Annotated in this window: 7 protein-coding genes; 3 read left to right on the top strand and 4 right to left on the bottom strand. The window is 37.3% G+C overall.

Annotated elements, in window-relative coordinates; all coding sequences use genetic code 11:
- From W7W_RS23910 to W7W_RS0114395, 3 genes are all read left to right on the top strand, one after another.
- The coding region (locus tag W7W_RS23910) for a hypothetical protein (protein ID WP_010664418.1) at positions 1-195 on the top strand (195 nt) is incomplete at its 5' end.
- 187 nt (positions 196-382) lie between these two features.
- A complete protein-coding gene (locus W7W_RS0114400; protein WP_010664417.1) occupies positions 383-1,270 on the top strand; it encodes a restriction endonuclease in 888 nt (295 codons plus the stop codon).
- A gap of 171 nt (positions 1,271-1,441) precedes the next feature.
- Positions 1,442-2,125 carry a hypothetical protein gene (locus W7W_RS0114395; RefSeq protein WP_010664416.1) on the top strand — a complete coding sequence of 228 codons (684 nt, stop codon included), beginning with the start codon at positions 1,442-1,444 and terminating at the stop codon, positions 2,123-2,125.
- An 82-nt stretch (positions 2,126-2,207) separates the two neighbouring features.
- On the opposite strand, the gene W7W_RS0114390 is transcribed toward W7W_RS0114395, so the two are convergent.
- The 4 genes from W7W_RS0114390 to W7W_RS0114370 form a co-directional block, all read right to left on the bottom strand.
- Positions 2,208-5,429 carry a type I restriction endonuclease subunit R gene (locus W7W_RS0114390; protein WP_010664415.1) on the bottom strand — a complete coding sequence of 1,074 codons (3,222 nt, stop codon included), beginning with the start codon at positions 5,427-5,429 and terminating at the stop codon, positions 2,208-2,210.
- Positions 5,426-6,370, bottom strand: coding sequence for a nucleotidyl transferase AbiEii/AbiGii toxin family protein (locus W7W_RS0114385; protein WP_010664414.1), 945 nt, complete (start codon positions 6,368-6,370; stop codon positions 5,426-5,428). The genes W7W_RS0114390 and W7W_RS0114385 overlap by 4 nt, the downstream gene beginning before the upstream one ends.
- Entirely contained in the window at positions 6,367-7,092 is a 726-nt protein-coding gene (locus W7W_RS0114380) for a DUF6088 family protein (protein ID WP_010664413.1), read from the bottom strand. Before W7W_RS0114380 ends, W7W_RS0114385 begins: the two co-directional genes overlap by 4 nt.
- A gap of 150 nt (positions 7,093-7,242) precedes the next feature.
- The gene (locus W7W_RS0114370) at positions 7,243-7,437 is read right to left on the bottom strand and encodes a hypothetical protein (RefSeq protein WP_157202493.1); all 195 of its coding nucleotides are present in this window, start codon (positions 7,435-7,437) and stop codon (positions 7,243-7,245) included.
- Positions 7,438-7,577 lie beyond the last annotated feature (140 nt).

The raw sequence follows: 7,577 nt of genomic DNA, 5'->3' as shown, positions 1-7,577 counted from the left end.
GCCGGTACCCCCGGGCTGGGAAAATTTCTTACTTTTACATTACGTGGGAGGCCGAGGGCTTACGGATATTTCCCTGACAATTCTGAAACTGAAGAATCGTTGGAATGTGCTGAAAATGCAATGAATTATGTAGCAGGACTATTAAAGCAAAAGAAAAATAAGTATCCAGAAGTTTATAAATATTTGAATAAGTAATGATTATAATGGCCGATGATGTATGGTAAAAAATGGTGGCAACAGAGGTTTAAGGAGCATCTTTGTGTTTAATCAATCCCTTGCTAAATTTTATGAGTAAGTATTTCAAAACCCTTGCCTTTCTTCCACATGCTTACCGTATAGTCGCTCTAATAAGGAACTTTACATTACAAAATACTGATTGAATATGAAAAATGAATTACCAAAATTTCATGAAACATTTAATCCGATACTTGACATTTTGAGTAACGGTGAAATAATTCATCATCGAGAATTGTTAAACAAAGTAGTCGAAAAATATTATAGCGACTTGCCAAAGGATTTACTAGATCAAAAAACCAAAAGTGGCGATGTTCTGATAATGAATAGAATTGCTTGGGGAAAGTCATACCTTAAAAAAGGAGGTTACATTTTCTATCCTAAAAGAGGGATGGTACAGATAACCGATAAAGGAAAGAAATCTTTAGATGACAAACTTCATTTAAAAGACATTGAGAACGCTAATGGATTTTTGAATTTCTATGATGATGAGAAAAAGAAAGGAATTACTGATGATACAGAGATAAAAAATTCGACTCCCCAGGATTTGATCGATAAAGGGTTTAATGAGATTGAGACTCAAGTCAAATCAGATTTATTAGACAAGTTAAGGCAAATTGATCCTTATTATTTTGAAAAGGTTATTCTGATTCTTCTCAAACGGATGGGATATGGGGATTTTGTTGAAACATCAAAATCAAATGATGGCGGAATTGATGGGATAATAAACGAGGATAAATTAGGATTGGATAAAATTTATATCCAGGCAAAAAGATATGGAGAAAATAAAGTTCGAGAAAAAGATATTCGAAACTTTATCGGAGCAATGAGCGGAGACACTACTAAAGGTGTTTTTGTAACGACCTCTGATTTTGATAAAGGAGCAATTCAGAAAGCACATGATGCACATCACGTAATAATCCTCATAAATGGCATTAAGCTGGTTGATCTAATGCATCAGTATAATATTGGAATACAGATAAAAGAGACATACGAAATAAAAGAAATTGATGGAGACTTCTTTGATGGAGAATAATAACTACTGCACATCAAAGATTATACGCCAGCAATGGTACTCACAGATATTAAACATTTTTCTTCACATGCTTTTCAAGCTGATATAGATGTTTCGCCAAAGCAAAAATATCCTGCACCTTGTATAGGCCATCGAAGATTATCTTACTGCATTATCAAAAATACTTGAAAAATGAAAATAATACCAACAATTGAAAAATACTTAATCGGAATATTGACAGACGAGTTTCACAGATTTACATCATGGGATAATTGTCATCTAGCGTTTTCCGCGTCTCAGCAATCCGAAATTCATTCATTAGAATTGGCTTTTTATTTAGCAAGTTGGGGAATGTATAGGGGCTCGAGTGGCTTATTACAGAAAAATCATTTAATCCATAGAGGTGCGGTTGATATTTTGTTTTCACATGAAAGCCAGAAATTAAAGTGCAACTCAAAAAATGATGTTGTTAGAGGCAATGTCCCTGATATACTGAATTTAAAAATAAAATTGGCTGACCATTACAGAAATATATATTTCACAAAAGGAGAAGAGAATCCAAAATCAATTTCACCGACAGATACATTGTTGAGTAAGATACTGCTAGGGACTTTAGGTTGCATTCCGGCTTTCGACAGGTATTTTATTGATGGCCTAAAAGAAATAAAGATACAAAACAAAGTGTTTGATGACGCTTCATTGAATGAGTTGTTTGATTTTGTTGAGGAAAATAAAACTGAAATAAAGGACGCTCAAAAACTGATACTTACAAAAACAAATCAGTACTATCCAATAATGAAAATCCTGGATATGTATTTTTGGCAAATAGGGTATGACAAAGAATTGATGTTAAAACAAGAAGTGAGAAAGGCATGAACTACAATTTAAGAAATTTCATCTCCACATCGTTTCTTCATAGGGAATAAAATTCTCATCTATTTTTTGCATTCGGAAGCCTTCACTTCTGCCACTTTTTAAAATTCTCAGCCTGCTCGAAAATCTCTTTATACACCTCGTCCCGGTCAACCGGAGGGTAATCATTTTCGGCCAGGAGCATGATTAAATCGGCTTTTAGCTCGGCTTTTATGTCGTCTCTTTTGCTCCAATCGGTATATTTGGCTTTGTCGTCAACCACTTCCTTTACCTCGGCAGCTAAAAGAATTAGTTTTTCCTCCGGATAGGCAAAATCGTATTTGACAGTCAGGGCTTTTAGGATGTCGTAAAAAGCTTTTTCTTCGAAGTCAATTCCCAGGTCACCAAAGGATTCTTTTTCCTTCTTGAGTGCATGATATAGGTCGATTATTTCATCGGTGAAATCCTCCAGAACTTCACCCCTTAACGTGTCGGCTTCCCGTCTCTCATTGTAACGCTCAATAAGAGTTTGCATCTTTTTTGAAAAGTCGATTCCCTTAATTTTATTGATTTTCTTGTACTCATCGATGGCTTTGGCCAACAATTTTTGGAGAAGCTTTATTTTAGTATGCGGGAGCTTTATTTTGTCTATTTTGTTCAGGTAATCTTCATCAAAAATATCTACTTCCTTTTCATGATCATCGCCCAGTTTAAATATCTCTTCCACACCCTGGCTTTCGATGGCATCCTGAATCATTTGACGGACTTTGGCATTCATTTGTGATATATCCGGAGCTTCGCCTTTGGTTAATTTGAAAACAACCGAACGCACGGCGAGGTAAAAGTGTATTTTATCCCTTTCCGGCTGAAAAAATGCTTCACTTCCGGAACAAATATCATAAGCTGCTTTCAGGCGTTTTACGAGATACATAAAACGCTTTTCCAGTTCCTGGGTCATTTGAACAAATTCAGCAGCCATGTTAAGCGTATTGAGTTGTTCCAAAGGAGTACCGCCGAAATATTTTGAAGCATCGAACTTATGGAATATCTTATCCAGTAAATCCAGGTGGTCTCTGGCGACAGTAACCGATTGCTGAATATCTTCAAAGTTCTGACTGTCTTTTTTATTGTAGTGTGCAAGTGCCAGGTTCATTTGGCGTTTTATACCAATGTAATCTACTACCAGTCCTTTTTCTTTTCCTTCGTATTTCCGGTTAACGCGTGAAATGGTCTGAATAAGATTATGCCGCTGAATGGGCTTGTCAATGTACATAGTGTCCAGAAACGGAACATCAAATCCGGTGAGCCACATATCCACAACAATGGCGATCTTAAAATTGGACTTGGGGTTTTTAAACTGACGGTCGAGCTCTTTCCTATGTTCTTTTGTTCCTAGCATCTCGTATAGTTCGGCCGGATCGTCTTTACCCCGGGTCATGATCATTTTAACGCGGGGCATGGACATGATTTCTTTTTGTTCCTGCTCACTAAGATCACTTCCCTCTTCACATGCCTTCACTTCACTCCATTCCGGCCTGAGATCAATGATATTCTGATACAGTTTCCAGGCAATTGGGCGACTGCTGCAAACAAACATGGCCTTCCCTTTCACCGTAGCACCTTCTTCAACTCTCTTTTCATAGTGAGTCACAAAATCCTCAGCTACTGCTTTCAGTCGATCCGGATCACCCAGAATAGCATTCATATTGGTGGTAGCCTTTTTACTCTCCTCAATTTGATGTTCATTGGCACCTTCCTCAGCACAACGGGAATAATAATTCTCAATTTCCTGCAGTTTCCGGTTGTCGAGTATCACTTTAGCAGCCCGGCCTTCGTACACAATGCGAACAGTAATTTCATCATTTACCGATTCGGTCATGGTATAGGCATCCACCACTTCTCCGAAAACATCAAGTGTGGCATCCACCGGAGTTCCGGTAAAGCCGACATAGGTAGCATTGGGGAGGGAGTCGTGCAGATATTTGGCGAAACCATATCTCTTGCTTACACCGTTTTCTGTAATACGTACCTTCTGATCCAGATTGGTCTGACTGCGATGCGCTTCATCGGAAATACAGATTACGTTATTCCGGTCGGTTAAAAGCTCTGTATCTTCGGTAAACTTGTGGATAGTAGTAAGGAACACACCTCCGCTATTTCGCCCTTGCAGTTTTTGTCTCAGATCCGCGCGGCTCTCAACACTTTCCACCACATTGTCACCTATAAAGGCTTTTGCATTGGTAAATTGTCCGCTTAGCTGATCATCCAAATCAGTACGATCAGTTATTAAAACAATGGTGGGAGAGGTAAAGAATTTGCTTTTCATCAGCAGACGGGTAAGGAAAAGCATGGTATAACTTTTTCCACACCCCGTTGCTCCGAAATAGGTTCCTCCTTTTCCGTCACCATCCGGGCGCTGGTGCTGTTTGATATTGGAAAACAGTTTTAAAGCTCCGTAATATTGCGGATACCGGCACAATATTTTTTCTTCCTTTTTAGAAACATCCGGGACATAAATAAAATGGCGAATGATGTTACGCAAATCATTCTTATTCAGCATTCCGCTGATGAGCGATTTCATGCCGTCAAAGCCATCTTTGTTGAGCATTTGCCTGTCGGGAGCCGACCGCCAGGCATAAAAATAGTCGTAAGGAGCAAAGAAGGATCCCGCTTTGGTGTTTACACCGTCACTGATAATGCAAAAAGCATTGTATTTGAATAACTCCGGAATATCTCTTTTGTACCTGGTGGTTAGTTGAATATAAGCATCATGAATATTGGTGTTTTCCCTGATGGCGCTTTTCAGTTCAAATACCACAAAAGGCAAACCGTTAATAAAAAGAATCCCATCCGGAATTCTCTTTTCATAACCTTGTATTTCAAATTGATTGACGAATTTGTAGATATTCTGATCGGCATGAATCTGGTATTTCTCTTTTCCATCGGCAGCTACTGATAACTCTGAAGTCTGGCTGACAGCATCTTCTTTTGTTAACCCTTCAAAGTCAATAAGGCGAATGTAAAGATCTTTCAGTTTGTGATCTTCCCGTTTTAGGAGGAACCCGTCAGACACTTTCCGCATAACCGTTTTATTGGTTTCATAAAGATCTGAAGCCGGCAGTTTTTCCAGTTCACGAATGATGCCATCAATTTCTGAATCAGTAATGCCATCTTTTGAGTACTGTTTTTTAAGAAAGGCGCGAATATCCTCTTTGATAAGAACATCTTCTTCAGAACGATCGATTTGATCTCCTGAAATATATTGAAAACCTTCTTCCTGAAGTAGATCTATAAAGACTTGTTCCAATTTGGCTTCGGTAAACTTCATGATAACTTTTTCAGTATGGTTTTAAATGAATCGTACACCTCTTGCTCTTCCGGGATGGCTCTAAATGCTAATTTGCCTAACTCTGAATTATACTGTTGCTTAACTTGCTTCCATACGCCATCAAAATCACTCATTAATATTGAATCCGTTAATGCTTTTTCTTTCCATCCGGTAGGATCATCAAATTGTAGTTTGTCATGCTCCAACAGCTTGTTAAATTCATCTTGAAAAGCTTCAGACATTATGAATCCGTTACATTCTTCATCCTGTAAAAGATGATGGAGATCGTAAAAGTGCCTGATTTTTGATCTAATGCCATCTATGGGGATGTCACTAAACGAAAAACGGATAAGCGATACCAGTTTTTCAATGACGGTTTGTTTTTTATCTAAAACATTTACTTCAAAGGAGTCCATTCCGTACTCCCCGATAAATCGTTCATTTCCGGATTCTCTGAAATAATCAGCAATAAATGCATGAATGGCATGCTGGGCATAAGGGAAAGGATTTGCGAATGAATTTATTTCAATTATTACCCGGTTTGAAGTATTCCCTTTCAGGTTTGTGTTGTATTTAAAAAGAGACTTTCTAAAACGGGAACCTTTACTTGTTTGGCCATCTATGTATTGTTCTTTGAGACCTTGAGTTAACTCTTTTTCAACCGTCCTGATTAATGTTTTGATTTTGTTGGCAGATTGGCCGTCCTCACTAATAACCGCTAAATCTACATCTTCAGAAAAACGACTAATTAAATGATGGCCCTTTGACAAAGAGGTTCCGCCTTTAAAAACCACCTGGTGAGCATACTTGCTTTCGGATAAGCGTTTCAATAATAAGGTTATCCAATAGTCTTTTTCAATAAAGACAGGATTGATATTTAACTTTTCTGAAGCTAAACGAATGACCTGGTCAAAAGCTTTGGGATCGTTGTGTAAGGTCATAAAATATTCCAGTTTTTAAGGGTTGATAAGGTCTTGGGCGAAATATTTAACTTATACTTTGTAATTGGGTTTAATGAATTCTTCAGGGTTTTTAATTCAATTTTGCTATTTATCTCTTCCAATATGGCACCTAATAAAGCCCTGGTGGATGGTGGATATAGTAAGGCCAAACGAATTAAATTTTGTTGCTTATCGAAAGGGAGCTTCTTAAAGTGCCCTTTTAATATAATGCAGGAATTGTCAATAGTGGTGTCCGGAATGGTTTTAATAAATCTAATAGCATCCAAAAGCTGTAACTGGGGGATATTTTCTTTGGTAATGGTATTCTTTTGTTTGATAAAGCTGATTTTATACATGCCTCTTGAAAAAGCAGGGCGTGTTTCGTTTCTTCCAATCTGAATAACATTGCTTATCTGCGTCGTCAGCCCCAGTTGGTTATAGATGCTATATCCCGTTAGATAACCTGTTATTTTTCCGTTTTTCTCCAACAGATCTTTTACTATCTGGAATTGATCCGGAGGTAATGTGCCAAAGGCTGATTCCTCGGGCTTGTAATACTTGCCTTTAGAAAGTTTTTTTAGCTTTCCTGTCTGCACCATACGGTTAAGCGCTTTTATAACCGCTTCCTTCTTACTCACCTCCGGGGTAAAATCAGCATAGGTGAACACATAACCCCTGGGGAGTCTTTTTATTGTAGATGATATGTTTTCAGTAACTTTCATGAGTTTACAGCTACACAAATATATAAAAAATGTCCAGTTTTTTAATTAATAAACTGGACATTTTGATGTGGGGGGAGTAATTTAAATGTAAAATATCAATAACTGGCCTTTCTATCCGGTTGGGTTCAGTCATAAAGATAGAGTACATTTTCAACTGCCTGTCTTTTGCATTTCTAAATCATCGATCTCTTGATCAATTTGCTCAATTTGAGTGTTTAAATCCGCAATATCTTTTTTTAACTTTCCATAAATTAAAGGGTTGAAATCTGCTTTTTTAAATTTTCGGTTTAAAATAATCTTATTTAAATCTTTAAAGTAGTTGACTGGATCCAAAGTTTTTCCCAAAAGAAATATTGTAAAATAATTAGCAACAAGAAACACAATACTAATTAATCCCCAGTATTTTTGAAAAAAAGCATAGGTGTTGATCAAGTATATAAGAAAACAGATATATATCAGTAATCCGGCTATAAAGCAACTTTGAA

The sequence above is a fragment of the Marinilabilia salmonicolor JCM 21150 genome, from assembly GCF_000259075.1.
In the GTDB taxonomy this organism is placed as follows: Bacteria; Bacteroidota; Bacteroidia; order Bacteroidales; family Marinilabiliaceae; genus Marinilabilia; species Marinilabilia salmonicolor.
The sequence above is the reverse complement of the archived record's forward strand: the minus strand, read 5'-3'. Positions and strand labels throughout refer to the sequence as shown.

Bases quoted from the DNA above. Each gene is read 5' to 3' on its own strand.
- W7W_RS0114390 (WP_010664415.1), bottom strand. From the start codon at position 5,429: ATGAAGTTTACCGAAGCCAAATTGGAACAAGTCTTTATAGATCTACTT.
- W7W_RS0114400 (WP_010664417.1), top strand. From the start codon at position 383: ATGAAAAATGAATTACCAAAATTTCATGAAACATTTAATCCGATACTT.
- W7W_RS0114380 (WP_010664413.1), bottom strand. From the start codon at position 7,092: ATGAAAGTTACTGAAAACATATCATCTACAATAAAAAGACTCCCCAGG.
- W7W_RS0114395 (WP_010664416.1), top strand. From the start codon at position 1,442: ATGAAAATAATACCAACAATTGAAAAATACTTAATCGGAATATTGACA.
- W7W_RS0114385 (WP_010664414.1), bottom strand. From the start codon at position 6,370: ATGACCTTACACAACGATCCCAAAGCTTTTGACCAGGTCATTCGTTTA.